Here is a 26,629-nt window from a genome sequence, read left to right on the forward strand (position 1 = left end):
CTGGGACCCTGTGGAAAATGCGTCGCTCATGCCCTGGCTCGCCGCGACGGCACTGCTGCACAGCGTCACCGTGCTGGCGACGCGGGACTCCCTGCGGGCGTGGACGGTGATGCTGGCGGTCGTCGCCTTCTCCATGTCGATGGTCGGCACTTTCCTGGTGCGGTCGGGCATATTGACCAGCGTCCATGCCTTCGCCGTCGATCCCGAACGGGGCAGCTTCATCTTGGCGCTGCTTGCCATCTATATCGGTGGGGCGCTGGCTTTATTCGGCTGGCGCATAGGATCGGTCAAGGAAGGCCAGCTATTTGAATGGGTTAGCCGAGAGTCTTTCCTCGTCGTCAACAATCTCCTGCTGTCGGTGATCCTCGGCATCGTTCTGATCGGGACGCTCTATCCGCTGATGACCGAAGCCTTCGGGCACAAGGTATCGGTGGGCGCACCCTATTTCGACCGGGTCGCCGGTCCCCTGGCGCTCGCGCTGATGGTGGCGATGGCGGCGGGACCGTTGATGCGCTGGCGGCGCGACGATCTGCGCCCACTCTTGCGCCGACTGGCGCTGCCGCTGATGATTGCGTTCCTGCTGTCTACTTCGCTGTTCGCTTTTGCAGGTAACCGCATCGGCTGGCTTCCCGCACTCGGCCTCATCGTCGCTGGTGGCGTCGGCGTGTCGAGCATCCTGCCGCTTTGGCGACGCAAGCTGCGGCGCACCCCGTTGTTCACCTGGGGCATGGTGATCGCGCATCTGGGCTGCGCCGTCAGCTTGGCGGGAATGGCCAGCGATTCGGCCTTCACGAGCGAGAAGCTCGTCGCGGCAAGGCCCGGCGATACGATCCGAACCTCAGGGTGGACGCTGCGCTTCCTTGGCATCACGCCGTTGGCGGGAGACAATTGGACCGCGCTTCAGGCCGACATGCAGGTCGATCGTGGCGGCGCACCGGTTCTGATCCATCCCCAGTCGCGCTTCTTCGCCTCACCCCCGACCACCACGACCGAAGCGGCGCTGCTTACCCGCTGGAACGGTCAGCTTTATGTGGTGCTAGGCGAAGAGGTCGACGGCGGGCGCTGGCAATTGCGCATCTGGTGGAAGCCCTTCGTCACCCTGATCTGGCTTGGCGGGGCCATGATCGCGCTGGGCGGCGCACTGGCGCTGGTCGGTCGCGAAAAGCGCGGCTGGATCGCCCGGTGGCAGGCGCGAAAGGCTGCGCTGTGAGGAAGTGGCTGATCTGGACGCCCTTCGTCCTCTTCCTCGCCTTCATCGGCCTGTTCGCTAGCGGGCTGTTCCAGCCCGACGATCGCATCGTCCATTCGCGGCTGGTGGGGCAGCCCTTGCCCGCCTTCGCCCTCCCGCCCGCCGCCAGCGACCGCCCAGGCCTTACCAGCGCGCAGGTCGCCACCGGCAAGCCCCGCCTGCTCAACATATTTGCCAGTTGGTGCGTGCCCTGTGCTGCCGAAGCCCCGCAATTGATGGCGTTGAGGCAGGCCGGGGTCGAGATCGACGCCATCGCCATCCGTGACGCCCGCCCGGATGTCGACCGCTTCCTCTCCCGCTACGGCAATCCCTATGCGCGCATAGGACTGGACGCGCGCAGCGCTGTTCAGATCGCGCTCGGTTCGTCCGGCGTTCCCGAAAGCTTCATCGTCGATTCGCAAGGGCGCATCGCCTATCAGCATATCGGCGATATCCGTGCCGACGACGTGCCGATGATCCTCGACCGCCTGAAAGCCGCGCGGTGAAGCGTCTACTTGCCCTTTTCCTCCTGGCGCTCGCCTCGCCGCTGGCCGCCCAGTCGGCCCTGCCGCCCGCGCCTTGGGCCAACCGGCAGATACCCGACGCCGACAGGGAGGCGAAAGCCAAGGCGCTGATGGAAACGATCCGCTGCCTCACCTGCCAGAGCCAGTCCATCGCCGATTCGAACGCCAGCATGGCCGGCGACATGCGTTCGCAGATCAGGGAGCGCATCATGGCGGGTGAGCGGCCCGAGGCGATTCGCGCCTGGCTTGTCGACCGCTATGGCGACTGGGTGAGTTACGAACCGACCGCTGCGCCGATCCTCTGGCCTCTCTGGGCCGCGCCGTTGTTCCTGCTGGCAGTGGGGCTGTTCCTGATGCGTCGCCGGATCGGCGGCAGGAGGCGCCTATGACAGGATGGCTGATCGCGCTGGGCCTTGTCGCGCTGGTGTTCGTCGCGCTGCTGTTGGTCGGTCGCATTCCCCGGTCGGCGCGGGAAGTGACGGCGGCAGCCTTGCTCATCGGGATGGCGGGCTATGCCTGGCAGGGGCGCGCCGATCTGCCGGGCGCGCCCAAGCAGCCACGGGAGGCAGAGGAAGACGCCTTCGACGAAAAGCTGGCGGAGCGCCGCCGCGGCCTTGCCGAACGCTTCGGCCCTGCCGCGCAATGGATGATGCTGTCCGATGGACTGGCCCGCCAGGGGAAGACCAGGGAAGCGGCCAATGTCCTGTTGTCGGGCCTTCGTGCTTCGCCGAACGACCCCAGCCTCTGGCTCGGTCTCGGTAACGCTCTGGTCGCGCATGGCGATGGGGTCGTCTCGCCGGCGGCAGCCTTCGCCTATCGTCGGGCGCTGGCGATCGATCCGGACGGTCCCGCCCCCCGCTACTTCTACGGTCTCGCGCTGGCGCGCAGTGGGCAGTTGCAGCAAGCGCGCGACCTCTGGGCACCGCTCGTCGCCCGTGCCCCCAAGGACAGTCAGTTGCGTGCGGAACTGGAAAGTGCAATCGGGCGTATCGACGCAATCCTGCGCAGCGGCGGCCCCGTCCCGCAATGAGGCGGCGTCCTCCCGCGCGATTGCGCGGTATCGGGAGCCATGATAGGGGCCGCGAATGCAAGGGATGAGTCCCGTTTCAGCCTGGTGCTTCATGATCGTTCGGCCTGCCATCCGTGGCTGATCTTCTTCCCAATACCGCACGGACTGACGCGGACGATGAGTCCGCCGGTCACGGTCACGCGCGGCAGAAGGCGACGCTGAAGCTCGTCGTCGGCGCGATCGGCATCGTCTTCGGCGATATCGGCACCAGTCCGCTCTATGCGTTCCGCGAAACCTTCGCGGGTCATCATCATCTCGACCTCGATCCCGATCATATCCTCGGCGTCATCAGCCTGATGTTCTGGTCGATGATGCTGGTCGTGACGCTGAAATATGTCAGCATCATCATGCGCGCCGACAACAAGGGCGAAGGTGGCAGCCTCGCTCTCCTGGCGCTTATCAACGGGCAGACCCGCACGCCGCGCTGGTCGCGCGGCATCGTGCTGCTGGGCGTGTTCGCGACCGCGCTTTTCTATGGCGACTCGATGATCACCCCGGCGGTGTCCGTCCTGTCGGCGGTGGAGGGGCTGGCCGTTTACAATACCGAACTGTCTCCGGCGATCCTGCCGGTGGCAATCCTCATCCTGCTCGGCCTGTTCTGGATCCAGGGGCTGGGTACGAACCGGGTGGCGACGCTGTTCGGGCCGGTGATGCTGCTCTACTTCGTGACGATCGCGGCGCTCGGCATCCTGTCGATCGTCAAGACGCCGGGCATCCTGTTTGCGCTGAACCCCTATTGGGCCTTCATGTTCTTCATGACCGATCCGCTGCCCGCCTTTCTGGCGCTGGGGTCGGTCGTGCTGGCGGTCACCGGGGCCGAAGCGCTCTATGCCGATATGGGGCATTTCGGACGCAACCCGATCCGGGTGTCCTGGATGTTCTTCGTCCTGCCTGCGCTGATGATGAATTATATGGGGCAGGGTGCTCTGCTCTATCGCGAAGGGGCAGCCGCCCTGCACAGCCCCTTCTACAATTTGGCGCCGCAATGGGGTCAGTTGCCGCTGGTGGTGCTGGCGACGCTCGCGGCGATCATCGCGTCGCAAGCGGTGATATCGGGCGCATTTTCCGTGACCCAGCAGGCGATCCAGCTCGGTTTCATGCCACGCCTGCGCATTGCGCACACCAGCGCGTCCACCGCCGGCCAGATCTATATCCCCCTCATCAACTGGGGGCTGATGGTCATGGTGATCCTACTGGTGTTGGTGTTCCAGACGTCGTCCAATTTGACCGCCGCCTATGGCATCGCCGTGACCGGCGCTATGTTCATCGACAATGTTTTACTGACGGTGGTGCTGTTCCGTCTATGGCAGTGGAAATGGTATTATGCCGCGCCCCTGCTGACGATCTTCTACATCGTCGATGGCGCATATCTGGCCGCCAACCTGACCAAAGTGCCCGATGGCGGGTGGTTCCCGCTGCTCATTGGCTTCGTGGTGTTCACGCTGCTTACAACTTGGTCGCGGGGACGCCGACTAGTGCAGGATCGCCTGCGCGAAGCGGCGATGCCCATTCCTGTCTTCGTCGCGTCTGCCGCCAACAGCGCGGTTCGGGTGCCGGGGACTGCCGTCTTCATGACCTCGACCCCCGACGGCGTTCCCCACGCGCTGCTTCACAACCTCAAGCATAACAAAGTCCTGCATGAACGTGTGATCCTGCTCACGGTGAAGATCAAGGATGTCCCGGCGGTGGAGGACGACTGCCGCATCAAGATGGAGGATCTGGGGCGCGGTTTCTTCCGCCTTGTGCTCTATTACGGCTTTATGCAGGAACCCGATGTTCCCGCCGCGCTCAAGAATGTGACGGGTTGCGGGCAGGCGTTCCGCATGATGGACACCAGCTTCTTCCTCGCGCGCCAGACGCTGCTCGCTTCTGCCAAGCCCGGAATGCCGCTCTGGCGGGAAAAGATATTTGCCTGGATGCTGCGCAATGCGGAAAGTGCGATGGAGTTCTTCCGTTTACCCACCAACCGCGTCGTCGAACTGGGTAGCCAGGTCGAAATCTGACGATAGCAAGCAGCAAGAATATCCATGGGTCTGAAGGGCGCGCTGGCTTATGCCAGAGGGATGCGTTTGAAGTCCGGGCAGTAAAAGGGCGCGGCCTGTATCAGGTCGCGCCCCATCTGTCGCGAGGCTGTGGCCGGTCAGGCCGCGCTGCGATCCTGTGCGTTGATGTCGACCAACTGACCTCCATTGATGGAGATCTTCTTGGGCTTCATCGCCTCAGGCACCTCGCGCACCAACTCGATGACGAGCAGGCCGTCAGCCAGATCCGCCTTTTCAACCCGCACGAAATCGGCGAGTTCGAACCGGCGTTCGAAGCTGCGGTTCGCGATCCCGACGTGCAGGAACTTCGAACGGTCGCTCGACGCGTCATCCTTGCGGCCGATCACCTGGAGCAGGTTCTGTTGCGCGGTGATGTCGATCTCGTCCGATCGGAACCCGGCCACGGCCAGCGTGACGCGATACCGGTCTTCAGACAGGCGTTCGATATTGAAGGGCGGATAATTGTCGCTTTGCTGCAACCGGGCGTTATTTTCGATCAGGTCAAACAGACGATCGAAACCCACGGTCGAGCGGCGATAGGGGGTCAGGTCAAAAGCACGCATTGTCATCATCTCCCTAAGAGCAAAATGATCATGCCGAACCCATAAGGCGTCCGGCGATACGATTGCCCGATCCCTTAAGGCGACCGGACGATGACGATATGGTTCGACGTTCCGGCGTTTCAAGATGGAAGTTGCGACCGAAAAAGCACAAAAAAACGCCCGGATCGCAGCTTTACGATCCGGGCGCTTAATGGACGATTGCTCGTCTCCCCCTTGGTCTGCCTCAACCGCTTCTCAGCCCCCTAAGCTCGAAGCGGGATGCAGTATCCCTGAACCACGGCCTTTCACCTGTGCTTCGCTGATCTTGCTATGACCGGCGCGGGCCGGTGTCACGGGCAAAATCGGGCCGCTGTGATTTTCGATGCGGACATGTGGCGGCAATGCAACAATTCGGCAACGCTTGCCGTTATGCGCGACGCCTTCTAGACGGGGCGCCATCACTCCTTTCCGCAAAGGCCGCTCGCGCCGCATGATTCTGTCCCGCTACGAACGCATGATCGCAAAGCGCTATTTGCTGCCGGGGAAGGGGGAGGGGTTCATCTTCCTCGTCGCCGGCATCAGCCTCGTCGCGGTTATGCTGGGCGTCGCTGCCCTTATCATCGTGATGAGCGTGATGAACGGCTTTCGGGCCGAACTGTTCGACAAGATCGTGGGGCTGAACGGCCACGCGGTGGTACAGGGATATGGCGGTCGCTTGCCGGACTGGCAATCGGTGTTGCGGGATGCGAAGGCGACACCGGGCGTTACCAGCGCGACTCCCCTGATCGAACAACCCTTGCTTGCAACGTTCGACGGGCGCGTGGAGGCTGTATTGGTGCGCGGCATGACCGTGCCGGACATCCGGGCGAATAAAACGCTCAAGGGGAAGGTGCTTTCGGGTAACCTCAACGCACTCACCGCCAACGCCGGAAAGATCGGCATCGGATCGAGGCTGGCGGAAAATCTGGGCATTCGTCTGGGCGACAGTCTGACGATCATCAACCCCGCCGGGCGCTCCACGCCCTTCGGTACCGTCCCGCGCCAGATCAGCTATCAGGTCGCCGCCATTTTCGAAGTCGGCGTCTATGACTATGACAAGGCGTTCGTCGTCATGCCGATCGAGGACGCGCAGACGCTGCTGCTGCTCAACGACGTCGTCAGCATGATCGAAGTCGAAACGGCCAACCCCGACAGGGTCGGAGAAATCCTCGCGCCGCTCGCCGGTAAGGTCGCTGGGCGCGCCGTCATCACCGATTGGCGGCAGATGAACGCCAGCCTGTTCGAGGCGCTGGCCGTCGAGCGCGTCGCGATGTTCGTCGTGCTGTCGATCATCGTTCTCGTGGCCGTGTTCAACATCCTCTCGTCGCTCATCATGCTGGTCCGCGCGAAGACCCGTGACATTGCCATTCTGCGCACGATGGGGGCGAGCCGTGGCGGACTGGTCAAGATTTTCATGACGGTTGGCGTCACCATCGGCGCGCTCGGCATGGCGGCGGGGATGGCGCTGGGCTTTACGTTCCTTTTCTTCCGCCAGAGCGTGGTGAATGCGATCCAGTTCGTGACCGGTCAGAATCTCTGGGACCCCTCGATCCGGTTCCTGACGGAGCTGCCTGCCAAACCCGACCCCGTGGAGATCGCCATCATCTGCGTCATGGCGCTGCTGTTCAGCTTCCTTGCAACGCTTTACCCGGCCTTCAAGGCTGCCAACACCGATCCTGTGCAGGTACTGCGTTATGAGTGACATTCTGAAAGTCGCAGGGCTTGCCCGCAGCTTCACCCAGGGCGGCGTCACAATCGAAGTGCTTCGCGGCGTTAACCTGTCGGTCGGACCGGGGGAGATCGTCGCTCTGCTGGGACCATCGGGCTCGGGCAAATCGACCCTGCTTCAGGCGGTCGGCCTGCTGGAGGGCGGCTTCGACGGTTCGATCATGATCGCGGGCGAGGAAGCGGCCCGTCTCGACAATGACGGCCGCACCCGATTGCGGCGCGATGCTCTGGGATTCGTCTACCAGTTCCATCATCTCCTGCCCGATTTCAACGCAACGGAAAATGTCGTCCTGCCTCAGGTGATCCGCGACGTGGAACCTGCCGCGGCGCGCACCCGTGCCGAAACGCTGCTGACCGCGCTCGGCCTGGGTCATCGGCTGGATCATCGGCCCAGCCAGCTTTCGGGGGGCGAGCAGCAGCGTGTCGCTGTTGCACGTGCGCTCGCCAATCGACCGGCGCTGGTGTTGGCGGACGAACCTACCGGGAACCTTGACGAACGGACCGCTGACGTGGTGCTCGCCGAATTCCTGCGCCTCGTGCGACAGGAAGGGTCGGCGGCCCTTGTCGCCACTCATAATGAACGATTGGCCATGAAGATGGATCGAGTCGTGCGGCTCCACGAAGGCGTGCTGGAAGCGGCGTCAGGCAGCCTCTGACGCATCCCGTCGCGTTGCGACCGTGACGCGGTTCCGCCCTTCCGCCTTGGCGCGGAGCAGGGCGGAATCGGCTGCTCTCAACAATCTTTCCGGCGATCCGTGATCGGGAAAGGCGGCGAGGCCGAAGCTGGCAGTGACCGGCTCCAGTTCCACGCCGCGATGTTCCACCCGCAGGCTCTGGACGCGGCGCTGAATCTGTGCAGCGCGGCCTATCGCTTCGTCGAGTGTGAAGCCTGGCAGCAGCAGCACGAACTCCTCACCGCCCAGTCGAAAAGCATGGCCTGCTTCCCGCAGCGACTCGCCGAATGCCGATCCCACCGCGCGCAGCACTGCGTCCCCCGCATCGTGGCCGTGGCTATCGTTGAACCGCTTGAAGTGATCGATATCGATCATAAGGCAGGCGAGGGGGCGGCGCTCGCTGTGGCATTGGGCGACCAGTGTCTGATAGAGAATGTCGAACTGTCGCCGGTTGGGCAGGCCTGTCAGAGCGTCCGCCATGGCCATGGCCTGCAACGCATCGCGCAATCGCAGGTTGGCGAGCGCGAGGCCGATATTCTCCGCCAGCATTTCCAGATATTTGCCGGTCCGCTCACGTCGCTCGTCGGTCGAAACCGCCGGTTCCTCATAATAAAGAAGCCCGATATTTTCGCCCTGCGCCGCCAGCGGTATGCAGATGGTGGACAAGCTGCCGGCGCCGCTCAGATGGTCGCACGGAATGTCGATCATTTCTCCATTGGGACGATGCGTCTGTGTGCGGCGGAGCGCCCAGCACGCCAGCGGCGCAAACTCAGTCTGCGAATGGCTTGGGGACAGCCAATCGCACACCTGAAGCATCGCATTGCGATGATGGTCGATAATATAAAGGCGACCTGGATAGTCCGGTGCGATCTCTGGCGCGAAGCGGCGCACCACATCGACCAGATCGTCGACACACGCACACCCCTGAAGCCGCTGCGTCAGTCGCGACAGCAGATCGCGCATCGTCCGATCGGCATCCCTTTCCTCTTCCAGCCGCTGCCGCTCCAGCCCGTTCTCGCGAAAGATGCGCACGGCCTGCGCCATGTCGCCGATCTCGTCCACTTGAGGGAAATCGGGTGGGACGGCGGCGAAATCCTGCGCGGCGAGGCGCGTGACGACATCGCTGAGGCGCACGACGGGGCGCAGGATGCGCTGTTTCAGTACGAAGTAGAGCACGCACAAGAAGAGCAGCGCCGTGATGGCCAGCATGATCTCCGACATGCTCCGCCATTGCCGCGCGCTATCGGTCGCGCGTTCGACGGCGTGGTTCGTCCGCTGACCGAGCATATATTGGAATTTGCCCACCTGCGCGGCGATACGGTCCAGTTCGCGGCCATATTCATCGCCGAACAGGATCGTGCGGGCGGCGGCATCGTCACCCTTGTCGACCGCGGCGATTGCGGTCTGCTGCGATTCGGTCAGCGCGTCCGCCCAGTGCAGCGCCTGCCGCAGGGCCGCCAGTTCGCTCTCATCGGCGCCGGCGTCCTTGAGATGCGAAATCCGCTGCTCCACCGACCGGGCCTCCTGCAACTCACGGCGATAGGCGACAAGGTGGCTTGGATCGCGGGTAATGGCATAGCCCCGCGCCTGCTCGGTCAGGCGATACACATCCTCTTCCAGCGTCGAGGTTAACTGATCGAAGGTCGATCGTTCCGCAACGGCCGCCCGTTCCCGCTGCTCCGCGCCCGATGCCATCAGCATGGTGGCCCCCGAAGCAAGAGTGAGGAGAACGGTCGCCCCGTAGGCCCAGTTGGTGATCGTGGACAAGCGCATGATCTCAAACGGGATAGGGCCGACAAGTTGGCAATTGATTAAGCATCGGCGATCGGGCGTTTACCCACAGATTTCCCGCGCCGGGGGGTGGCGTCGAATCGTGCGATCCGGCTAGACTGCGCCATGCCTCACGCCCCCTTCGTTCCCCTTCGCGTCTTTTCGTCCTTCACCATGCTCGAAGGCGCTATCGACCCCAAGAAGATCGCGAAACAGGCCAGGGCTCTGGGCTTCCCCGCCGCCGCCATTACCGACCGAAACGGCCTTTACGGGTCGATGGCGTTTTCGGACGCATGCCGGGACGAAGGCGTTCAACCGGTCATCGGTGCGATGCTGGGCGTGTTGCGGCCCGGTCGCCCGACCAATGCGGTTCCGGTCCACGATTGGCTGGCGCTCTATGCGCAGGATGCGGTTGGATACGACAATCTGTGCGCGCTCGTATCGATGGCGCATCTGGATCGACCGGTCGAGGAAGTGCCCCATGTCACGATCGACGCGTTGGAGGGTAGGACGCAGGGCCTGATCGCACTGACCGCAGGCGGGGAAGGAGCGCTTGCCCGCCTGTTCGCGGAGGATCAGCCCGACGCGGCGCTTGCCTATGCGCAGCGGCTCGAAGGACTTTTCCCCGACCGTCTCTATGTGGAGATTTGCCGCCGTTTCGATGCGGTCGAAGGGAAGGCGGAGGCGGCGTTGCTCGATCTCGCCTATGCGCGCGATCTGCCGCTGGTCGCGACCAACCCCACCTGCTTTGCCGAACCCCATTTCCACGAAGCGCACGACGTGATGCTGTGCATCGCCGACAGCGCCTATGTCGATACCGCCGATCGCCGCACCAGTTCGCCCGATGCCTGGATGAAACCGGCGGGTGAAATGAAGCGCCTGTTCGACGACCTGCCCGAAGCGCTTGCCAACACCCTTGTCGTCGCGCAGCGTTGCGCCGTCGCCGCGCCCAAGCGCAAGCCGATCCTGCCGAGCCTGGCGGGCGATATCGAGGGAGAAGCCGCCATGCTGCGCGAGCAGGCAGCGGCAGGCCTGGAAATGCGGCTAGAAAAGGCGGGCATCATCGGTGCCGAGGCGCGTCAGCCCTATTATGACCGCCTGACATTCGAAACCGACATCATCATCCAGATGGGCTTTCCCGGCTATTTTCTGATCGTTGCCGATTTTATCAAATGGGCGAAGGACAACAGCATTCCGGTGGGGCCGGGGCGCGGGTCGGGCGCGGGATCGCTCGTTGCCTGGGCACTGACCATCACAGATCTCGACCCGTTGCAACTGGGCCTGCTGTTCGAGCGCTTCCTCAACCCCGAACGCGTGTCGATGCCTGACTTCGATATCGACTTCTGCGAAACGCGGCGGGGCGAGGTGATCCGTTACGTTCAGCAGAAATACGGGTCCGACCATGTCGCGCAGATCATCACTTTCGGAAAGCTCAAGGCGCGCGCCGTGCTTAAGGATACCGGACGCGTGCTTCAGATGAGCTACGGCCAGGTCGACCGCCTGGCGAAACTGGTCCCCAACCATCCGACGGATCCCTGGACGCTAGAGCGGTCACTGAACGGTGTGAGCGAATTCAGGGCGGAATATGACAATGACAATCAGGTCCGCCGCCTGATCGATTACGCGATGAAGCTGGAGGGCTTTCCCCGCCATTCATCCACCCACGCGGCGGGAGTCGTCATCGGCGACCGTCCGCTGTCCCAACTAGTGCCGCTTTATCGCGATCCGCGATCCGACATGCCGGTGACGCAATTCGACATGAAATATGTCGAGGGCGCGGGCCTTGTGAAATTCGACTTTTTGGGGCTGAAGACCCTGTCTGTCCTGCAAAAGGCGGTGCAGCTGCTCGACCAGCGCGGCGTGCATGTCGATCTCGACACACTCGCGTGGGACGATCCGGCGGTCTACGAACTGCTCCAGCGCGGCGACACGGTCGGTGTGTTCCAGCTCGAATCGGAAGGGATGCGCAAAACCCTCGCTGCGGTACGTCCCACCAATTTCGGGGACATTATCGCGCTCGTCTCCCTCTATCGTCCCGGCCCGATGGACAATATCCCAATGTTCGGGCGCCGGAAGAACGGCCAGGAGGACATCGAATATCCGCATATCCTTCTAAAGCCGATCCTCGAGGAAACTTACGGCATCTTCGTTTATCAGGAACAGGTGATGCAGGCCGCGCAAATTCTCGCGGGCTACAGCCTTGGCGACGCCGACCTTTTGCGTCGCGCGATGGGTAAGAAGATCAAGGCCGAAATGGACGCGCAGCGCGCCCGCTTCGTGCAGGGCTGCGCGGAGCGGAGCGCCATTCCGGCGGCGAAGGCGAACGAGCTGTTCGACTTGATCGACAAGTTTGCAGGCTATGGCTTCAACAAGTCCCACGCGGCAGCCTATGCGCTGCTCGCTTACCAGACCGCGTGGCTCAAGGCGCATTATCCGGCGGAATTCTACGCCGGGTCGATGGCGTTCGACATCCATCTGACCGACAAGCTCACAATCTTCGTCGATGATATGCGGCGCATGGGGCTGACCTGCCTCGCCCCCGACATCAATTGCAGCCTGGCGGATTTTTCGGTCGAAGCTGTGTCGCATAACGGCGAGGATGCCCGACTGGGCTTTGCGGTGCGTTACGCCTTGGGCGGTCTCAAGGGCGTGGGCGAAAAGGCGATGGAACAACTGGTTGCCGAGCGGGACGCAGCGGGACCGTTCAAAAGTCTCGACGATTTCGCAGACCGCATCGAACCGCGCCTGCTCAACCGCCGGCAGCTCGAAAGCCTCGCTGCGGCGGGGGCATTCGACGGCATCCACGCCGACCGCGCAGGTGTCCATGCAGCAGCGGAAACGATACTCTCCGTCGCCTCCAGCAACGCCGCCGCGCGCGAAAGTGGGCAGGGCGGCCTGTTCGGTGACGTCGAAACGCCGCATGCAGACGTGCGTATTCCCCCGCATCAGGCTTGGACCGTGGCGGATCGCATGGCGCAGGAGAAGGAAGCGTTCGGCTTTTACTTTTCCGCCCATCCGGTTGACCGTTACCGCCATCTCGCCGATGCGCGCGGTGCGAAAAGCTATGGCGTCATCTGTCAATCGCCGATGCCCGCCCCCAATGCCGAAGGGCGGTCGATGACGATCATGGCCGCCATGGTCGAGGATGTGCGCTGGCGCGAAACCAAACGCGGTGCGCGTTACGCCAGCGCCACCTTTTCGGACCAGAGCGGGCAGTTTCAGGCCAGCTGCTTCGACGAGCCTGCCTGCAAGGCGATAGAGGATATGGCGCGCGACGGCGACTGCGCATTGCTGACGGTCGAACTGGATCGCCTGCCCGGTGAGGAAACGCCGCGCGTCACCGTTCGCGCGGTCGAACCATTCCGCAACATTGCCAGCGCGTCACGGATGCAGCTTGTCGTGGACGTGGAAGACGATGCTGCCGTCTCCGCTCTTGCTCTTCTGCTGGCGAGCGCAGGGGGAGGCCGCAGCGAAGTCTTCCTGCGGGCGCCTCTGGGTAGCGGTCAGGCCGTCCGGCTGTTTCTGGGCGATACCTACAGCCTTGGCGCCGATCAGGTGGATGCCATCGCAACGATCAAGGGGCTGGCGATTCACAGCTTCGAGCGTATGGACGTGAAGGCGGACGGTTATCGCACCCGGACGCGACGGACGCCATTGCGCCTCGTCAGCTAAAATAATCGCATCTGCGCTCCTTCCGGCGGGCGGAAGAGATCGGTGCGCAACACCAGCTTTTCAGCCGAAAAACCCGCTCGTTTACGCGCTTTCAGAAACCGGGTGCGGATCAGGTCGGCCCATACGCCTTGCCCCTTCATGCGGCTGCCGAACCCGGGATCGTTGTCGCGTCCTCCACGCAAGTCATTGATGATCGCCATCACTTTTGCCGCCCGGTCGGGATAATATTCCGTCAGCCATGCGCGAAACAGGGGTGCAACTTCATGCGGCAGGCGCACCGGGATATAGGTCACTTCCCGCGCTCCCGCCTCCGCCACCCGAGCGATCAGCGATTCCATCTCATGATCGGTGATAGCAGGAATGACGGGCGATATGCTGGCGGTGACCGGTATCCCGGCGTCGGTCAGGCGGCGGATCGCCTCCAGCCGCCGCATCGGATGCGGCGCGCGCGGTTCCAGGGTCCGCGCAACCGCGGGATCGAGGCTGGTCACCGACAGCATGACAGCTGCGAGCCGATCCCGCGCCAAATCGGCGATCAGGTCGATGTCTCGCAGGATGCGGTCGGACTTGGTCGTGATGAAGGTCGGATGCCGGGTTTCCACCAGCAGTTCGAGGATCGCCCGCGTGATCCGCCAATCCTTTTCGACCGGTTGATAGGGGTCGGTGTTGGTCCCCATCGCGATGGTGGCGACCTGATAGGTTTTCCGGGACAGTTCGGCCCGCAGCAGTTTGGCGGCATCGGGCTTGGCGAACAGCTTCGTTTCGAAATCGAGGCCGGGCGACAGATCGTGATAGGCATGGCTGGGCCGCGCAAAACAGTAGATGCAGCCATGCTCGCAGCCGCGATAGGCGTTGATCGATCGGTCGAAGCTGATATCCGGGCTGGCGTTACGAGTCAGGATGGTGATGGGGTGCTCGATCGTGACTTCTGTCCGGCGGCGCGGCACCGGGCCGTCGAGCATGTCTACGGTGTCCAGCCAATCCCCATCGGCTTGCCGCTCCGACAGATTGAAGCGGCGGCTTTCGCCGTTGAGTGTCGCGCCTCTGCCCTTTTCCACTGCCATGGCCAACATGGAACATAGGTGGAACAAAAGGTCAAGTGTAGCTTTACCGCTCCGTCAGTCGAGGCATCAGTTCGACGAAATTGCAGGGGCGGAAACGGCTGTCCAACTGGCTGGCCAATATCCCGTCCCACGCATCCTTTACCGCTCCCGTCGATCCGGGCAGCGCGAAGATATAGGTGCCGCGCGCAACGCAGGCAGTGGCGCGCGACTGGATCGTGGACGTTCCGATGCTCTGATAGCTCAGCCACCGGAACAGTTCGCCGAAGCCTGGAATTTCCTTGTCCTGCACCTGCGCCAGCGCTTCGGGCGTCACGTCGCGACCGGTCACGCCGGTGCCGCCGGTGGTCAGGATCACATCGACCGCCGGATCGTCGATCCAGGCGTGCAGCCTGGCGACGATGGCGGACTTGTCGTCCCTTTCGATATAGCGGGCGGCAAGAATATGACCTGCGGCCTCCAGCCGTCCGACCAGCGTGTCGCCGGACCGATCTTCCGCCAGTCCCCTGGTATCCGATACGGTCAGGACGGCGATCCGCACGGGAATGAACGCGCGGCTTTCGTCTATCGGCATCAGTCCGACCCGCCGCCCGCGCTTGCGGAAGGAGCCATGCGACCGTCGGCCTTGCTGAGCCGCACCAACTTCATGCCCTTGGCGGAGGGAAAGGTGGGCCACAGGCCCTGCGCCATGCCGGTCAGGCAATCCGCGCTCCCCTTCGCCTGGATCTGATACATCCAATAGTTCCGCATCACGATGTTCACGTAAGCGCGAGTTTCGTAATAAGGGAGCGACTCCATGAACAGAAGCGGATCGCCCTTGTCGTGAACCTGCGTGTTCCAGCGCTCGACCGGCAGGGGGCCGGCGTTGTACGCGGCCATTACCTTTGGCAGCAGACCGCCCGTCGCTCCCATGTCGCGCAGTGCCTCCAGATAGCGCTGCCCATATTCCATGTTGGTCGAAGGGACAAAAAGACGTGACGGGTCGGCGAGTCCAACGTCCCCGGCGGTGCCCGGACGTACCTGCATCAGGCCGCGCGCGCCCGCGCTGCTGACGACGTCGGTTCGAAAGCCCGACTCCTGAAGCGTGTGGGCAAAAACCAGGGAGGGATCGACGCGCCAACCGCCGTCCGGCGCCCAGGCCGGGGCGGGGAAGCGGGCGAAGCTGCCTGGTTGCATGCCCGCCGGGCCGTTATGCGCCAGATAAAGCTGGGTGGCGGGGAGGTTCAACGCATTGGCAAGGCGCAGCAACGCGTCATACTGCGCCGTTCCGCCGATTTTCGCCTGATACCGCAGCAATTCGTCGGCGCGGCCATTCTCTCCGATCGCGGAAAGAGCGATGGCCGCGCGGACGTTGGGACTATCCTTGAGCTTTTGCCACTCCGGCGCGCCGAAGCGGCTGCCGACTGCCGGAGCGCCGAGCGCGACGCCCAGCGATTCGCGCGCGAGCAGGCCGTAGAATGTCTCGTCCGCTCGCGCCGCCTGCTTGAGATAGGGCTCGACCTTCTCGGCCTCGCCACAGACCATATAGGCGCGTGAGGCCCAATAGGCTCCGGCGGCCCGCATGTCGGGATCGCTCGATAGTGCGGCCACGTTCGCGAAGGCGGGGGCTGCAGCGCGACAGTCGTTCTGGCGCCAGGATGCAAGGCCGGTGGTCCAGTAGGCCTGCACCGTCCAGTCGCCACCGGAGCGCGTTTCAAGAGCGCGAGCCGCAACGCGCCGCGCGTTCAGGTCGTCATTTTCGATGTAATAGGCCCAGGCGACGCGCTGCCGCACTTCGGTCAGCCCTTCTGGCGTCAAGCCCGTCTCGCCGCTTGCCAGCAGTGCTTCCGCCCCGGAGGGATCGTCGTTCTTGACGTAGGTCTGGATCTGTCCGGCCAGCGTCTGCGCCAGCAGATCGCTCTTTGTCGCAGCGACATATTGGCGACGCGGCGCGGAGCCGAGCCAGACCAGCTTCTGGATTTGCGGAAGGTTGGGCAGCAGCGTTGCGCCGCGCTTTTGCGCCAGCCTCGAAAGCTGGTCCGCCTTGGGCAGCCAGGGCGCTTTGTTGATGAGGTCGAGCAGGTCGAACAGTTCTACGCGCGGCGAGCCCTTGGCGAGATAGAGTTCGGAGAGGGCGATGGGTCTCAAACCGTCCTGCATGTCGAGCGCCGAGATCATCGCTTTGGCGTCTACCCATTGCTGGGCCTGAAGCGCTGCAAAAATCGCACGGTATCGGGCCTTATCGCCTTCGGCCAGTTGCAGCGGCGATGGATCGCTCGCCACCATGGCGGGCACCGTAGGAACGGTATCGGCCCGAGCGGGGGAAGCTGCCGCAAGCCCGGTGGCCAGAGCGAGGAAGGAGAGGCGGCGGGCGACGCGGTTCACGGGTTCATATCCTCGATAAGGCATTGCAGGGCGCGCCAGCATTCCGCCTTCGCCGTCGGCTGCCCCAGCAGCAGGCGCGGATGGAATGTGGCAATGGCAAGCACAGTGCCGCCACGATGGTTAAAGTCGCGTAAACTATTGGTTGCGTCGTTTCCGCTCGTCGGCAACAGCGCACGGGCTGTCCGGTCGCCCAACAGCAGCAGGCGGCGAGGACGCGCCGCTGCGACATGTGCACGCATACGCTCTGCCGCTCTTTCCAGATCGGCTGCCTCGACCATGCCGCCGGGAGGGCGCGCGAAGAAGAGGGACGCGATGTGGGTGCCGTACCGGTCCAGCCCGATCGCGCGGAGCATTGCGTCGAACAGGAGGCCCGCGCGTTCGGACAAGAGAATACCGGCGTCGCTATCGGCCGGATCGGGCATGTCGGTGACGATCATCAGAGGTGCATCGACTTGTACGGACGGGTAGATCGGACGCGACGGCCAGCGGCGCTCGATATGGCCGGGGTCCTGCGCCAGCCATGCCACGAAGGATGAAAGGTCGCCCGGTATCGCCGCTTCAGGGGTGCCGGTTGGCGATGCAACAGGCGCGGGCATATCGGGATTTGCGGGGCGCAGCCAGTTGGTCGGCGCCTCCGCCACGGCGCTTTCCACGCCGGCCAGCTGCCACCACGCCAGATAGGCGTCGGCGACCAGCGCCACTTTGTCCTGCCCTGAGCCCCGCATCGTGTTTCCCTTGGGCCAGAGGTTGACGAGGGGGTCAAGCTGCTTCATCGCCTTGAATGGTCAATTGTTGGTTGAATGCGGCGATCGGAAGCCATGGGGTGCAGCCCACCGAGCCGCCTGAGGAGAGACGAATGAGCGAACGGGAATCGATGCCCTATGACATCGTGATTGTCGGCGGAGGCCCGGCGGGTCTGTCTGCGGCGATCAGGGCCAAGCAGCTGGCGAACGAAGCGGGCCAGGAACTCGCGGTCTGCGTTCTCGAAAAAGGCTCCGAGATTGGGGCCCATATCCTGTCGGGCGCGGTGATCGACCCCAAGGCATTGGACGAATTGCTGCCCGAATGGCGCGACATGGGCTGTCCGCTGGCTGACGTTCCGGTAACCGACAACCGCCACTGGTTCCTGACGAAAAGCGGCAAGATGAGCATGCCGCATCTGATCACGCCGGGCTGGATGCACAACAAGGGCACCTATACCGGATCGCTCGGCAATCTTTGTCGCTGGCTGGCCGAACAGGCCGAGGGTCTTGGCGTCGAAATCTTTCCCGGATTCGCTGCGGCGGAAATTCTCTATCATGAGGATGGCAGTGTGAAGGGCGTCGCGACCGGCGACATGGGCATCGACCGCGAAGGCAATCGCAAGGGCGATTATCAGCCGGGGCTGGAGCTTCACGCCCGCTACACCTTCTTCGCCGAAGGCGCGCGCGGTCACCTGACCAAGATATTGAAGCGCCAGTTTGCGCTCGACGCCGACAGCGAGCCGCAGGTCTATGGCCTTGGCATGAAGGAATTGTGGGACATCGATCCCGCAAAGCATCAGCCGGGCCTCGTTATTCACACGCAAGGCTGGCCGCTGACGGATGCCTATGGCGGCGGCTTCCTTTACCATCAGGCGAACGGGCAGGTCGCACTGGGCTTCGTCGTGGGCCTTGGCTACCGCAATCCCCACCTCTATCCGTTCGAGGAATTTCAGCGCTGGAAGCAGCATCCCGCGATCCGGCACTATCTGGAGGGCGGTCGCCGGGTTTCCTACGGCGCGCGTGCGATCAACGAGGGTGGCTGGCAGTCCATTCCGACGCTGGCCTTCCCCGGCGGCGCGCTCATCGGCTGTGCGGCGGGCTTCGTCAACGTACCCCGCATCAAGGGTACGCATACCGCGATGAAGTCGGGGATGCTGGCGGCCGAAGCTGCGTTCGCCGCCGTACAGGCGGATCGGTCGGGCGATATCCTGTCCGACTACGAACCGGCAGTGCGGTCGAGCTGGATCGACAGCGAGCTGCAACTGGTCAAGAATGCAGAACCTTTGCTGGCCCGGTTCGGCAATACGCTGGGCACCGTACTCGCCGGTATCGACATGTGGATGCGCACGCTCAAAATCGGGTTGCCCTTCACGATGAAGCACAAGCCCGACAATGAGAAGATCTGGCGCAAGGACGCGTGCGAGAAGATCGCCTATCCCAAGCCCGATGGTGTCATCAGCTTCGACCGGCTTTCGTCGGTATTCCTTAGCAACACCAATCATGAGGAGGACCAGCCGGTCCATCTCCAGCTGAAGGACCCGGACGTTCCGATCGCCTACAACCTGCCTCTTTATGATGAGCCGGCGCAACGTTATTGTCCGGCGGGCGTCTATGAAGTGGTCGGTGAGGAAGAGGGCAATCCCCGCTTCCAGATCAACGCGCAGAACTGCGTCCATTGCAAGACGTGCGACATCAAGGACCCGACCCAGAACATCAACTGGGTCGTTCCCGAAGGCGGCGGAGGACCGAACTATCCCAACATGTAGGTGCCTGTTGATCCTGCCCGCCGCGATGCTGCTGGCTCCTGCGGGGGCCGGCGCATCGGTGGATCGGGAAAGCGCCCTTCACGCCTATGCCAGGGCGCGGTTCGCTGACGGGGAGGGGGCGCTCGGCCTGGCGGGCGAAAGCTATCGTGAAGCGTTGCGGCAGGACCCGTCGCGGCTGGAGATCGCGCGGCGTTCCTATGTGCAGGGGCTGGAAAGCGGCGACCGGGCGCTGGCTCTGCGGTCTGCCGCGTTGCTCGACGGAGCGGGCATGTTGCCGCGCGATGGAACGCTGTTGCTGATGGGCGACGCGCTGCTCCGCAAGGACTGGAGCGGCGCATCGGCGCTGGTCGACCGGATGACGACGGAGGGCAACTTCGCCTTTCTTGCGCCTATCGTGCGAAGCTGGATTGCGGTTGGGGAGGGGCGCTACGCTCCGCCCGTGATCGATGCCAAGGATCGCTTTGCGGCACTGGGATCGCGCTATGTCGATGAACATGCGGCGTTGCAGGCGGCGATGAAAGGCGATGTGGCGGTTGCCGTGCCCATGATGCGCCGCGCGCTTGCGATGCGGGGGCGGGACGGCGGACCGATGCGCATCGCCTTTGCAGCGCAGCTTGCGGCGAAGGGTGCGAAGGCGGAGGCTCTGGCGCTCCTACCTGTGGGCGATCCAGATTTTGCGCAGGCGCGCTCGGCCATCGAAAAAGGGCAGGTGAAGGTCCGCCCGATCACGGCGGCACAGGGCTATGCCAGGTTGTTGGCGCGCATGGCTGTCGACATCGCGTCCGATCCGGCGGGCGCGACGCTGGGACTGCGGCTGGCGCGAATGGCAACCTTCGCCGATCCCGAAGGCGCGGAAGGCCATATTCTCTCCGCCCGGCTGCTGACCGGGCAGGGGCACGGCGCCGCCGCCGCCGCAGGAGCGCGGCAGGTTCCCGCCGATAGCTGGTACGCGGCCTTCGCTGGCGCCGAACTGATCGACGCCCTGTCGGAAGCGGGGGACAAGGATGACGCGCTGACGCTTGCGAGGCAGCAGGCAGCCGAGCCGGGCGCGGGGCCGGAACGACAGGTGCGGTTGGGCCGCCTGCTCGCCGAACGGCGCGATTTCGATGGCGCGGCTGCGGCCTTCCGGGCCGCGCAGGCCAGCTTCGCGGCGGGGCAGGTACCATGGACGCTCCTCCTATTCGAAGGCAGCGCTCTTGAACAGGGCAAGCGCTGGGCAGAAGCGCGCAAGGTGTTGGAGCAAGCCGCCGCCGTCGCTCCCGATGAGCCGATGGTGCTCAATTATCTCGGCTACGCGCAGATCGAGCGTCGCGAAAATGTCGATACCGCTTTGGCGCTCATCAAGAAGGCAAGCGCGTTAAGGCCGGACGATCCCTCCATCGCCGATTCGCTCGGCTGGGCGCAGTTCGTCACCGGCGATGTCACGTCCGCCCTGCCGTCTCTTGAACGGGCCGCCGAAGGTGCGCCAGCGGACGTCACCATCAACGAGCATCTTGGAGACGCTCTCTGGACGGCGGGCCGCCGCTACGAGGCGCGCTATGCCTGGGCAGCAGCGTCGGTCTATGCCGAAGGGGACATTGCGACGCGGCTTGCGGCCAAGCGCAAGGAAGGATTGAAGCCGGAATATGCCGCTCCCTGACATGGACGCAGGCGTCGCGCCCGTCGTCGAAACCGCCTATGCAAAGATCAATGTCGCGCTGCACGTTCGGGCGCGGCGGGCCGATGGCTATCACGCGCTGGAAAGCCTTTTCGTATTTGCGGACGATGGCGACCGGATCGCCACCACCGAAAATGAAGACGGCGCGATCGACCTGACGATCGACGGACCGTTCGCTCAAGGGCTCGACGCCGGACCTTCCAATCTGGTGGTTCGCGCCGCGCGCGCCCTGCAATCCTATCTCGGCACGGACAGGGGCGCTGCCCTCCGTCTTACCAAGACGCTGCCGGTCGCGTCGGGGATCGGTGGCGGCTCGGCGGATGCTGCGGCCACGCTGCGCCTGTTGATGCGGCTGTGGGACGCGCGGATCGGGCGGGATGAACTGGCAGCGCTGGCGCTCGATCTGGGATCGGACGTGCCCGCCTGCCTCGACAGCGTCACGCAGATGGTGACCGGTCGGGGAGAAACGCTGCTGGCCCACCATGTCGATGGATTGGAAGGGATGCCCATGCTGCTGGTCAATCCCGGCGTGGCGCTGTCGACGGCGGCGGTCTTTGCCGGTTGGGACCGGGAGGATAAGGGCGCGCTCGACGGCAGCAGCCTCGATGCACTGATCGCACATGGACGCAACGATCTGGAGCTTCCTGCGCGCCGCATCGCGCCGGTTATCGGGGACGTCCTCCTGGCCCTGGGCGAAGCCGAAGGGGTGCGCATGGCGCGCATGTCCGGGTCTGGCGCGACCTGTTTCGCGCTGTTCGATGAACCTGCCGCGATGGCGGCAGCAGCGGCGAGGTTGCGCGTGGCGCATCGCGACTGGTGGATCATGGAAACGGGAGTGCGCGGCGCGTGAGCGAGGCTTTTGTTCGGATCGATGGCGGTACCGAGGATATTCTGATCGTTGGGGACCACGCCTCTGCGCGAGTGCCCGATGACATCGACCTCGGCATGGACGAAGCCTTGCTTCGCGAACATATCGCCGTCGACATCGGGGTGGCGGAAGTGAGCCGCCTGCTCGCAAAGCGGCTGGAATGCACTGCGATCCTGGGCGGGATATCCCGCCTCGTCATCGACCTCAACCGCGACGAGGACGCGCCTGGCCTGATGCCGCTGACAAGCGACGGTCATGCCATTCCCGGGAATCGCGACGCCGATACTGACGCACGGATGCGACGTTTCTATCGCCCCTATCACGCCGAAATTGCCAGCGCGCTGAATGGCATGTCCGCGCCGTTCATACTGTCGGTGCACAGTTTCACGCCGCGCCTGATGTCCGACCCCCGGCAGCAACGCCCGTGGGAAATCGGTATCCTCTACAATCGGGACGATCGGGCAGCGCGCATTGCCATTCCCCTGCTCGAAGAAGCGGGGCTGATCGTCGGCGACCAGCAACCCTATTCGGGCCAGTTGCTCAACGCGACGATGAACCGCCACGCCGAAGCGAACGGTATCCCGTATCTCGGCATCGAGATGCGGCAGGATCTGGTCGGCGATGCGGCGGGGCAGGCGCGTTTCGCCGATCTGCTTTGCCCCATCGCCCTTGCCTGCCGGAGCGCGCTTTCATGAGGAGAATGTGGGGATGGGCCGTTCTGCTGATCCTTTCCGGCTGCGACCGGGGCGCGGCCGATGGGCCGGGTGGGGCGCAGGGCGCTGGCACGGGCGATCTGGTCGAATGTCGCGTGGCAGGGCGATGGGCGCGCGATTGCGGTGCGGAGCGGGACGGTAATCTGCTGACGCTCCGCCACCCGGACGGTGGGTTCCGGCGGCTGCGTATCCTCTCCGACGGGCGGGGGCTGGAGGCAGCCGACGGATCGGAAGCCGCCAGGATCAAGATCGTCGACGGTCAGCGGATCGAAGTGACGGTGGGAGCCGACGCCTATCGCCTGCCCGCTCAGATCGCGAAGCGATGATGGAGGGCGGGCCGGTCCTGACCGCCGCGCAGATGCGATCCGCCGAGCAGGCGGCCTTCGACGGCGGGATCGAACCTTACGCCCTGATGGAAAGAGCGGGCGCGGGCGCTGCGGAGATCGTCTGGCGGGCGGGGCACGGGCGCGACACGTTGATCCTGTGCGGCCCGGGAAACAATGGCGGCGACGGATTCGTGATCGCCCGATTGCTACGCGAACGCGGTGTGCCGGTGCGGATTGCAGCGCTGGCGGAAAGCCGCACCGATTCGGCCCGACGCGCTCGCGCGGCGTGGGGCGGCCCGGTCGAGGACATAATGACCGCGACCCCGGCGACGCAGATTGTCGATGCGCTGTTCGGCACCGGTCTGGCGCGGGGGCTGGACACCCCGGTTGCCGAGCGGCTGCGCGCATTGGTGGAGGGCGCTTCCTTCTCTCATGCGATCGATCTGCCGAGCGGGGTGGATACCGATAGCGGCGCGATCTTGTCGACCGTACCCCGCTACAATGGATGCATCGCGCTGGGCGCGTTCAAGCCGGCGCATCTGCTCTATCCCGCAGCGGATCGAAGCGGACGGTTGACGCTCGTCGATCTGGATATTCCCCTGCCATCGACCGTTGGGCGGCTCAGTCCCCCCAGGCTGGAGCGTCCCGGTTTCGATGCCCATAAATATAGCCGCGGGCTGGTTGTCGTCATCGGGGGCAGCATGGCGGGCGCCAGCCATCTTGCGGCCACCGCAGCGGCGCATTCCGGAGCCGGAGCGGTGCGCCTTCTGGCGCCGGGCGGTGGCATGGCCGTGCCCCATGCGATCATCCAGTGTCATGTGGGTCGGCCGGAGGCCTTGCCCGATGAGCTCGCCGACGACCGGATCGGAGCACTGCTGGTGGGGCCGGGCCTGGGTCTCGACCGGGATGCTCGTGCCCGGCTGGCGGCAGCGCTCGGCGCGGGGCTGCCCATGGTGCTGGATGCCGATGCGCTCGGCTGGCTGGCGCAGGATAGGCAGGCGATCGTGCCGCCCGGCTGTATTCTCACTCCCCATGAAGGCGAGTTTCGCAGGCTCTTCGGCGACGGGGAAGGCAGCAAGATCGACCGCGCGCTGGCGGCGGCGCGGCGGGTGGGATCGGTCGTGGTCTACAAGGGCCCCGATACCGTCATCGCCGGCCCAGACGGTCGCGCCATGGTCGCCAGCGGCGGTTCGGCTTGGCTGTCGACCGCCGGGACGGGCGATGTTCTCGCGGGCCTTGCTGCCGGGCGACTGGCGGTACGGGGCGATCCGTTTCGCGCAGCCTGCGAAGCGGTGTGGTTGCATGGAGAGGCGGCGCGGCGTTGCGGCGCGGCATTCGTCGCGGATGATTTGCTCCGTGCGCTGCCAGCGGCTATCGCCGCGCGATTGTGAGCGACACCGAAGTAGACAGCATCATCCGCATTGCAGCGAAGGGCGACGGTGTCACCGCCGATGGCCGCCACTTCCCCCTGACCGCGCCCGGCGACCGTGTAGATCGCGATGGAGCTGTCCATTTCGGTGTCCACCATGCGACGCCGCCCTGCGTTCATTTCCCCGTATGCGGGGGATGTCGGCTGCAACATCTGGACGAGGAAAGCTATGCCGACTTCGTCACAGGGCGCGTGATAGGCGCGCTGGCCGGGCAGGGAATCGCGCCGGGCGAAGTCCTGCCGCCTCACCTGTCGCCACCCCGCTCGCGCCGCCGCGCGGCCCTGCGCGCGGCTCGTTCGGGCAAGCGCGTCACGGTGGGTTTCGCCGAGGAAGGCAGCCATACGCTCATCGACCTGTCGATGTGCGACATCCTCCACCCGCGCCTGTTCGCATTGATCGGCCCGCTCCGTTCGCTGCTGGGTTCGATCCTGCCGGACCGTCGCGCCGCCCATGTGAAGATGTCGCTGATCGACCGGGGTATCGACCTGTTGCTGGAGGGCGTCCGGGTCGATGGGCTTGCCGCAGACGAAGCTTTGGGCGATTTCGCGCGGACTCAAGGCCTTGCGCGGCTGACCATCGACGAGGGGGATGGGCCGCAGACTCGCTGGGAACCGGAGCCTGCGACGATTAGCTTCGATGCCGTCCCGATCGGATTTCCGCCCTTCGCCTTTCTGCAGGCGACACAGGACGGAGAGGCGGCCCTCGTCCGCGCGGTGTGCGATGCCCTGCCGGCTGCCGGCGTTATCGCCGACCTGTTTTGCGGCCTCGGCACTTTCGCCCTGTCCGTGGGGTCGCGCCCGGTCTACGCGGCGGAGGGCGCGCGTGACGTGATCCTGTCGCTCAAGGCGGGGGCCGGCCGAGCGCAAAGGCGGCTCGTTGCGGATCATCGCGATCTCTTCCGCCGCCCGCTGACGCCCGAAGAACTGGACCGATTTGCCGCCGTCATCCTCGATCCGCCGCGCGCGGGCGCGCGGGAGCAGGTGTTGCAACTGGCCCGCTCGCAGGTGCAGACCGTCGCCTATGTATCCTGCAATCCAGCCAGCTTCGCGCGCGACGCCGCGCATCTGATCGGGGCAGGCTATCGCCTAGACAGCGTGCAGCCCGTCGGCCAGTTCCGTTGGTCCACGCATGTCGAGCTGGTCGGTATATTCCGCCGATAAGGAAAACCCCCGCCGCTTTGAAAAGCGACGGAGGCGATGGAGCTACTTGCCCAGCTTGATGATCGTGGCACGACGCCGGGGCGCGATGCTTTCGGTATAGAGGCTCGCCATCGGTTCGTCCTCCACCTCGATCGTCGCGTCGGACGTGAAGCCGTTGAAGCCGGTCCGCATCGCCGCGCCATAGGCGCCGAGCATCCCGATTTCGATATAGTCGCCTGCCTTCACGTCCGCGGGGAGCATGAAAGGGCCGACCATATGGTCCATGTCGTCGCAGGTCGGACCGTAGAAGGCGAAGCCCTCCATCGGCTCGATACTGGCCTGTCCACGCAGCAGTTCGACAGGGAAGCGCCAGCCGATGTGCGCCGCGTCGAACAAAGCACCGTAAGCGCCGTCGTTGATATAAAGCTCATTACCGCGCCGACGCTCCACGCGGACCACGACCGAACTATATTCGGCGGACAGGGCCCGGCCCGGCTCGCACCACAGTTCGGACGAGTAGCTGACCGGCAGGCTTTCGAACCCGCGGTGGATCGCTTCGAAATAATGTTCGAGCGCGACCGGCTCCATGCCCGGATAGACCGACGGGAAACCGCCGCCGACATCGATGATGTCGACCGTGACCGCCGCTTCGACGATGGCGGCGCGAACCCGCTCTATCGCATCGCTATAGGCCTGAGGGCTCATCGCCTGGCTGCCGACGTGGAAACAGATGCCCAGCGCATCGGCGGCCTGACGGGTAGCCATCAGCAATTCACGCGTTTCGTCGCCTTCCACGCCGAATTTCGACGCGAGCGACAATTCGCTATGTTCCGAAGACACGCGCAGGCGGACGCACAATTCCAGATCGGTTGCCTGGCCGGTGGCGCGCATGATCTTATCCAACTCGTCCATCGAGTCGAGCGAGAAGGTGCGCACGCCATACGCATGATAGGCTTCGGCAATCGCTTCCTCTGCCTTGACCGGATGCATGAAGCACAGCTTCGCCTGCGCGCCCATGCCCGCCAACGCATCGGCGACGAGGCGCACTTCGGCTATCGAGGCCACGTCAAAATGCGTGATCCCCGACGCGTAAAGCGTACGGATCAGATCAGGAGACGGATTGGCCTTGACCGCATAGAGAGACCGGCCCGGAAACTTCTCGACGAAGAAACGGGCGGCCCGAGCTGCGGCTTCGGGACGAATCAGCGTTACCGGTGCTGCCGGTTTGAGGGTGGTCGCTACCCCCAGCGCGCTATGATGCTTGTGCAACTCAA

The 26,629-nt window shown here is 64.3% G+C and carries 22 protein-coding genes; 15 read left to right on the forward strand and 7 right to left on the reverse strand.

The genetic code is table 11. The features are described 5' to 3' along the window. From DI606_RS05695 to DI606_RS05715, 5 genes are all read left to right on the forward strand, one after another. Positions 1 to 1,210 (forward strand): cytochrome c-type biogenesis CcmF C-terminal domain-containing protein (locus tag DI606_RS05695; RefSeq protein WP_293980490.1); only part of this gene is annotated, 1,210 nt, incomplete at its 5' end. Beyond that, positions 1,207 to 1,734, forward strand: a complete 528-nt coding sequence (locus tag DI606_RS05700) for a redoxin family protein (protein WP_293980492.1) — start codon at positions 1,207 to 1,209, stop codon at positions 1,732 to 1,734. The genes DI606_RS05695 and DI606_RS05700, both read left to right, overlap by 4 nt. Next, positions 1,731 to 2,141, forward strand: coding sequence for a cytochrome c-type biogenesis protein (locus DI606_RS05705; protein ID WP_293980494.1), 411 nt, complete (start codon positions 1,731 to 1,733; stop codon positions 2,139 to 2,141). The genes DI606_RS05700 and DI606_RS05705 overlap by 4 nt, the downstream gene beginning before the upstream one ends. Then, positions 2,138 to 2,782, forward strand: coding sequence for a tetratricopeptide repeat protein (locus DI606_RS05710; protein ID WP_293980495.1), 645 nt, complete (start codon positions 2,138 to 2,140; stop codon positions 2,780 to 2,782). Before DI606_RS05705 ends, DI606_RS05710 begins: the two co-directional genes overlap by 4 nt. Positions 2,783 to 2,895: 113 nt before the next feature. Next, a complete protein-coding gene (locus DI606_RS05715; protein WP_293980497.1) occupies positions 2,896 to 4,824 on the forward strand; it encodes a potassium transporter Kup in 1,929 nt (642 codons plus the stop codon). A 137-nt stretch (positions 4,825 to 4,961) separates the two neighbouring features. Here DI606_RS05715 and DI606_RS05720 read toward each other — a convergent pair whose 3' ends face one another. After that, on the reverse strand, positions 4,962 to 5,426 hold the full coding sequence (locus tag DI606_RS05720; protein ID WP_293980498.1) for an Hsp20 family protein: 465 nt from the start codon (positions 5,424 to 5,426) through the stop codon (positions 4,962 to 4,964). A 469-nt stretch (positions 5,427 to 5,895) separates the two neighbouring features. Between DI606_RS05720 and DI606_RS05725 the strand changes: the two genes are divergently transcribed. Both DI606_RS05725 and DI606_RS05730 read left to right on the forward strand, forming a co-directional pair. Continuing rightward, the gene (locus tag DI606_RS05725; RefSeq protein WP_293980499.1) at positions 5,896 to 7,146 is read left to right on the forward strand and encodes a lipoprotein-releasing ABC transporter permease subunit; all 1,251 of its coding nucleotides are present in this window, start codon (positions 5,896 to 5,898) and stop codon (positions 7,144 to 7,146) included. Then, on the forward strand, positions 7,139 to 7,828 hold the full coding sequence (locus DI606_RS05730) for an ABC transporter ATP-binding protein (protein WP_293980501.1): 690 nt from the start codon (positions 7,139 to 7,141) through the stop codon (positions 7,826 to 7,828). The genes DI606_RS05725 and DI606_RS05730 overlap by 8 nt, the downstream gene beginning before the upstream one ends. Here the strand turns inward: DI606_RS05730 and DI606_RS05735 are convergent. Next, complete coding sequence (locus DI606_RS05735) at positions 7,814 to 9,619, reverse strand: diguanylate cyclase (protein ID WP_293980503.1); 1,806 nt, start codon at positions 9,617 to 9,619, stop codon at positions 7,814 to 7,816. The two genes, DI606_RS05730 and DI606_RS05735, sit on opposite strands and share 15 nt — an antisense overlap. Before the next feature lie 123 nt (positions 9,620 to 9,742). On the opposite strand from DI606_RS05735, the gene dnaE reads away from it, so the two are divergent. Then, positions 9,743 to 13,288, forward strand: coding sequence for a DNA polymerase III subunit alpha (dnaE, locus tag DI606_RS05740; RefSeq protein ID WP_293980504.1), 3,546 nt, complete (start codon positions 9,743 to 9,745; stop codon positions 13,286 to 13,288). Here the strand turns inward: dnaE and DI606_RS05745 are convergent. Genes DI606_RS05745 through DI606_RS05760 form a run of 4 tightly spaced genes read right to left on the reverse strand, consistent with a single transcriptional unit; the run spans position 13,285 to position 17,486 of the window. Beyond that, the gene (locus DI606_RS05745; RefSeq protein WP_293980505.1) at positions 13,285 to 14,352 is read right to left on the reverse strand and encodes a PA0069 family radical SAM protein; all 1,068 of its coding nucleotides are present in this window, start codon (positions 14,350 to 14,352) and stop codon (positions 13,285 to 13,287) included. The genes dnaE and DI606_RS05745 overlap by 4 nt on opposite strands. A gap of 43 nt (positions 14,353 to 14,395) precedes the next feature. Continuing rightward, positions 14,396 to 14,923, reverse strand: coding sequence for a molybdenum cofactor biosynthesis protein B (gene moaB, locus DI606_RS05750; protein ID WP_293980506.1), 528 nt, complete (start codon positions 14,921 to 14,923; stop codon positions 14,396 to 14,398). Beyond that, complete coding sequence (locus DI606_RS05755) at positions 14,923 to 16,713, reverse strand: lytic transglycosylase domain-containing protein (RefSeq protein ID WP_293980508.1); 1,791 nt, start codon at positions 16,711 to 16,713, stop codon at positions 14,923 to 14,925. The genes moaB and DI606_RS05755 overlap by 1 nt, the downstream gene beginning before the upstream one ends. Further along, positions 16,710 to 17,486 (reverse strand): uracil-DNA glycosylase family protein, encoded by a 777-nt coding sequence (locus DI606_RS05760; protein WP_293980509.1) that lies wholly within the window; start codon positions 17,484 to 17,486, stop codon positions 16,710 to 16,712. The genes DI606_RS05755 and DI606_RS05760 overlap by 4 nt, the downstream gene beginning before the upstream one ends. 83 nt (positions 17,487 to 17,569) lie before the next feature. On the opposite strand from DI606_RS05760, the gene DI606_RS05765 reads away from it, so the two are divergent. The 7 genes from DI606_RS05765 to DI606_RS05795 are packed head-to-tail and all read left to right on the forward strand — an operon-like array spanning position 17,570 to position 25,376. Next, positions 17,570 to 19,222, forward strand: coding sequence for an electron transfer flavoprotein-ubiquinone oxidoreductase (locus tag DI606_RS05765; protein WP_293980510.1), 1,653 nt, complete (start codon positions 17,570 to 17,572; stop codon positions 19,220 to 19,222). Between the two features lie 25 nt (positions 19,223 to 19,247). Further along, positions 19,248 to 20,861, forward strand: coding sequence for a tetratricopeptide repeat protein (locus DI606_RS05770; RefSeq protein ID WP_293980597.1), 1,614 nt, complete (start codon positions 19,248 to 19,250; stop codon positions 20,859 to 20,861). Then, a complete protein-coding gene (locus DI606_RS05775; protein ID WP_293980512.1) occupies positions 20,848 to 21,729 on the forward strand; it encodes a 4-(cytidine 5'-diphospho)-2-C-methyl-D-erythritol kinase in 882 nt (293 codons plus the stop codon). The genes DI606_RS05770 and DI606_RS05775 overlap by 14 nt, the downstream gene beginning before the upstream one ends. Then, complete coding sequence (locus tag DI606_RS05780; protein ID WP_293980514.1) at positions 21,726 to 22,442, forward strand: N-formylglutamate amidohydrolase; 717 nt, start codon at positions 21,726 to 21,728, stop codon at positions 22,440 to 22,442. The genes DI606_RS05775 and DI606_RS05780 overlap by 4 nt, the downstream gene beginning before the upstream one ends. Next, positions 22,439 to 22,786, forward strand: a complete 348-nt coding sequence (locus DI606_RS05785) for a hypothetical protein (protein ID WP_293980516.1) — start codon at positions 22,439 to 22,441, stop codon at positions 22,784 to 22,786. Before DI606_RS05780 ends, DI606_RS05785 begins: the two co-directional genes overlap by 4 nt. Continuing rightward, positions 22,786 to 24,177 carry an NAD(P)H-hydrate dehydratase gene (locus DI606_RS05790; RefSeq protein ID WP_293980598.1) on the forward strand — a complete coding sequence of 464 codons (1,392 nt, stop codon included), beginning with the start codon at positions 22,786 to 22,788 and terminating at the stop codon, positions 24,175 to 24,177. The genes DI606_RS05785 and DI606_RS05790 overlap by 1 nt, the downstream gene beginning before the upstream one ends. Next, positions 24,174 to 25,376, forward strand: a complete 1,203-nt coding sequence (locus DI606_RS05795) for a class I SAM-dependent RNA methyltransferase (RefSeq protein WP_293980517.1) — start codon at positions 24,174 to 24,176, stop codon at positions 25,374 to 25,376. Before DI606_RS05790 ends, DI606_RS05795 begins: the two co-directional genes overlap by 4 nt. A 42-nt stretch (positions 25,377 to 25,418) precedes the next feature. Here the strand turns inward: DI606_RS05795 and DI606_RS05800 are convergent, their stop codons facing one another. Then, positions 25,419 to 26,624, reverse strand: coding sequence for a type III PLP-dependent enzyme (locus tag DI606_RS05800; protein ID WP_293980518.1), 1,206 nt, complete (start codon positions 26,622 to 26,624; stop codon positions 25,419 to 25,421). Positions 26,625 to 26,629 lie beyond the last annotated feature (5 nt).

Source organism: Sphingobium sp. (assembly GCF_003248505.1).
Lineage (GTDB): Bacteria > Pseudomonadota > Alphaproteobacteria > Sphingomonadales > Sphingomonadaceae > Sphingobium.

What these genes read in the sequence shown, in the direction of transcription:
- DI606_RS05745 (WP_293980505.1), bottom strand. Translation starts at nt 14,352, where the DNA reads ATGGCAGTGGAAAAGGGCAGAGGCGCGACACTCAACGGCGAAAGCCGC.
- DI606_RS05720 (WP_293980498.1), bottom strand. Translation starts at nt 5,426, where the DNA reads ATGCGTGCTTTTGACCTGACCCCCTATCGCCGCTCGACCGTGGGTTTC.
- DI606_RS05775 (WP_293980512.1), top strand. Translation starts at nt 20,848, where the DNA reads ATGCCGCTCCCTGACATGGACGCAGGCGTCGCGCCCGTCGTCGAAACC.
- moaB (WP_293980506.1), bottom strand. Translation starts at nt 14,923, where the DNA reads ATGCCGATAGACGAAAGCCGCGCGTTCATTCCCGTGCGGATCGCCGTC.
- DI606_RS05770 (WP_293980597.1), top strand. Translation starts at nt 19,248, where the DNA reads ATGCTGCTGGCTCCTGCGGGGGCCGGCGCATCGGTGGATCGGGAAAGC.
- DI606_RS05760 (WP_293980509.1), bottom strand. Translation starts at nt 17,486, where the DNA reads ATGAAGCAGCTTGACCCCCTCGTCAACCTCTGGCCCAAGGGAAACACG.
- DI606_RS05710 (WP_293980495.1), top strand. Translation starts at nt 2,138, where the DNA reads ATGACAGGATGGCTGATCGCGCTGGGCCTTGTCGCGCTGGTGTTCGTC.
- DI606_RS05735 (WP_293980503.1), bottom strand. Translation starts at nt 9,619, where the DNA reads ATGCGCTTGTCCACGATCACCAACTGGGCCTACGGGGCGACCGTTCTC.
- DI606_RS05785 (WP_293980516.1), top strand. Translation starts at nt 22,439, where the DNA reads ATGAGGAGAATGTGGGGATGGGCCGTTCTGCTGATCCTTTCCGGCTGC.
- dnaE (WP_293980504.1), top strand. Translation starts at nt 9,743, where the DNA reads ATGCCTCACGCCCCCTTCGTTCCCCTTCGCGTCTTTTCGTCCTTCACC.
- DI606_RS05765 (WP_293980510.1), top strand. Translation starts at nt 17,570, where the DNA reads ATGAGCGAACGGGAATCGATGCCCTATGACATCGTGATTGTCGGCGGA.
- DI606_RS05725 (WP_293980499.1), top strand. Translation starts at nt 5,896, where the DNA reads ATGATTCTGTCCCGCTACGAACGCATGATCGCAAAGCGCTATTTGCTG.
- DI606_RS05730 (WP_293980501.1), top strand. Translation starts at nt 7,139, where the DNA reads ATGAGTGACATTCTGAAAGTCGCAGGGCTTGCCCGCAGCTTCACCCAG.
- DI606_RS05790 (WP_293980598.1), top strand. Translation starts at nt 22,786, where the DNA reads ATGGAGGGCGGGCCGGTCCTGACCGCCGCGCAGATGCGATCCGCCGAG.